This is a genomic window from Prosthecomicrobium sp. N25, assembly GCF_037203705.1.
GTDB lineage: Bacteria > Pseudomonadota > Alphaproteobacteria > Rhizobiales > Ancalomicrobiaceae > Prosthecodimorpha.
Window position 1 is genome coordinate 1 of the sequence record NZ_JBBCAT010000011.1, and the last position, 2,492, is coordinate 2,492.

General features: G+C 70.1%; 3 protein-coding genes. All 3 read right to left on the reverse strand.

What is annotated here, in order from left to right:
- Window positions 1–13: 13 nt before the first annotated feature.
- Window positions 14–1,492 (reverse strand): IS66 family transposase, encoded by a 1,479-nt coding sequence (gene tnpC, locus WBG79_RS27530; protein WP_337360453.1) that lies wholly within the window; start codon window positions 1,490–1,492, stop codon window positions 14–16.
- A 103-nt stretch (window positions 1,493–1,595) separates the two neighbouring features.
- A complete protein-coding gene (gene tnpB / locus WBG79_RS27535; RefSeq protein ID WP_443147529.1) occupies window positions 1,596–1,967 on the reverse strand; it encodes an IS66 family insertion sequence element accessory protein TnpB in 372 nt (123 codons plus the stop codon).
- Window positions 1,964–2,377 carry an IS66-like element accessory protein TnpA gene (gene tnpA / locus WBG79_RS27540; protein ID WP_337360452.1) on the reverse strand — a complete coding sequence of 138 codons (414 nt, stop codon included), beginning with the start codon at window positions 2,375–2,377 and terminating at the stop codon, window positions 1,964–1,966. The genes tnpB and tnpA overlap by 4 nt, the downstream gene beginning before the upstream one ends.
- Between the last annotated feature and the right edge of the window lie 115 nt (window positions 2,378–2,492).

Consider the following 2,492-nt stretch of genomic DNA (forward strand, 5'->3'; position numbering starts at 1 on the left):
GTAAGCGCTGTTCTCAGGCCACGGCCTCGGCGGCCGTCCTGCCGAATGCCCACGGCAGCAGTTCGTCGATCCGGCTCTGTGGATGGCCCGCGACGATGCGGGTGATGACCTCGGTGAGGTAGGCTTGCGGATCGACGTTGTTGAGCTTGGCGGTCTCGACGAGCGAGGCGATCGTCGCCCAGTGCTCGCCGCCGCCGTCGGATCCTGCAAAGAGCGCGTTCTTGCGGGTGAGCGCGATGGGGCGGATCGAACGCTCGACGACGTTGGAGTCGATCTCGACGCGGCCGTCGTCGAGGAACCGAGTGAGCCCCGGCCACCGTGAGAGGGCGTAGCGGATCGCCTCGGCGAGCTTGCTCTTCTGGCTGATGAGGCCGAGCTTGTCGCGCAGCCACGGCTCGAGGGCGTCGACGAGGGGGCGGGTCTTCTCCTGGCGAACGGCGCGGCGCTCCTCGGCCGGACGGCCGCGGATCTCGTCTTCGATCCGATAAAACTCGGCGATCCGGACGAGCGCCTCTCCGGCGATCGGCGCCGGTCCGGACTGCGCGAGTTCATAGAAGCGGCGGCGCACGTGCGCCCAGCAGAAGGCGAGGCGCACGGCGTTGCGCTCGGCGAGTGCCCGATAACCTGCGTAGCCGTCGACCTGCAGCGTGCCGACGAAGCCGTCGAGGTGGCGGACGATGGTCTCGGCCTTGCGGTCCGGCGCGTAGAGGTAGGCGACGCCGGGCGGGTCGAGCCCGCCCCACGGACGATCGTCGCGGGCATAGGCGAAGAGCTGCCCGGTCTTGGTACGGCCGCGGCCCGGATCGAGCACCGGCGCCGTCGTCTCATCGGCAAACAGCTTGTCCGATGCCTTCAGCCGCTCGAACAGCCGCGCGTGGACAGGCTTCAGCAGGAAGGCGGCCTTGCCCACCCAGTCCGCCAGCGTCGAGCGGTCGAGGCGGATGCCCTGGCGGGCGTAGATCTGGGCCTGGCGATAGAGCGGCAGATGATCGGCATACTTCGACACCAGCACGTGCGCCACCGTCGGCTCGGTCGGGATGCCGCCCTCGATCAGGCGCGCCGGCGCGGGCGCCTGGACCACCACCTCCTCGCAGGCCCGGCAGGCATACTTCGGCCGGCGGGTGACGAGCACGCGGAACTGGGCGGGGACGACGTCGAGACGTTCGGAGGTGTCCTCGCCCATGGGATGGAGCGGACCACGGCAACAGGGGCAGGTCTTGTCCTCGACGTCGACGACGACCTCGATCCGCGGCAGATGGGCGGGCAGCGCACTGCGGTTGGCGCGGCGCCTGGCAGCGCGGGCTTCCCGCCGGACGGGGTCGGCCGCCTCGTCCACGGCGAGCCCCTCGGCCTCGACCTGCTCGGCCTCCTCCAGCGCCAGCAGCAGCTGGTCCTCGGGCAGGCTCTCGGCCCTCCGCCCGAAGCGATGACGCTGCAGTTCCTTGATGATCTGGCGCAGCCGCTCGTTCTCGGCGCGCTCGGCCAGGAGCATCGCCTGGAGCGCTCGGGCATCGTCCGGAAGGGTCGGGGCCGCGTCGGTCACGAGGCCGATTCAAGCATGTTCGCCAATGGTTTGACAGCAGAATGTGGGCGCATCAGCTCGCGGTTCGAGGCTTTGCGGCCGTTCGTGTCTCGTGCACCCGTCGCCAGTCCAGCCCCTCCAAGAGGGCCTGCAGCTGAGCCGCCGTCAGCCGCACCACCCCGTCCGTGACCGAGGGCCAACAGAACCTGCCGTCCTCCAGTCTCTTGGCGAACAGGCATACGCCGGTGCCGTCCCACCAGACGAGCTTGACCCGGTCGGCCCGCTTGGCACGGAACACGTAAATCACGCCTGAGAAGGGATCGGCACCCATCGTCTCCCGCACCAGCGCGGCAAGCCCTTCGGCGCCCTTGCGGAAGTCCACCGGCTTCGTCGCGACCATCACCCGGACGGTGCCGATCGGCGTTCCCGCGACGACGAGGGTCACGACACCCCCTTCAAGGCGCCGATCACCGCCGCGACCAACGCCGGCGATGCGCCGTCGCCGATCCGCACCGTCACCCCGGCAGCCTCCACCTCGATTGCCGCTCCAGCAGCCTTCCGAGTGCGGCCGCGCTTCGGCCGGCCAGGCCTCTGGCACTTGCGCGGCTTCGCGACGGTCTCCGCCTCCGGTTCCGGCGCGACCACAGCAGGCACGAAGGCGACCGCATCGGCCTCCGTCCGCTTGCGCGCCTCCCGGCGCCAAGTGAACACCTGCTGCGGCGTCAGCCCATGCCGGCGCGCCACCTCGGACACGACGGCCCCAGTTTCGAGCGTCTCGCCGACGATCCGCGCCCGATCGTCCGCCGTCCATCGCCGCCGGCCCAGTGCCCCGTTGATCACCTCGAAGCGGCGCACCCCGGCCAGCGGCTCAAGTCTAGGGTCAAGTCCAGACACAAAACGATCCTCCAACGGATCGTCAAAGTCGGCCCTCAAGCGGCGGGGAGGAAGGTGGGACCGGGACAGCGCTTAC

What these genes read in the sequence shown, in the direction of transcription:
- tnpC (WP_337360453.1), bottom strand. Translation starts at nt 1,492, where the DNA reads ATGCTCCTGGCCGAGCGCGCCGAGAACGAGCGGCTGCGCCAGATCATC.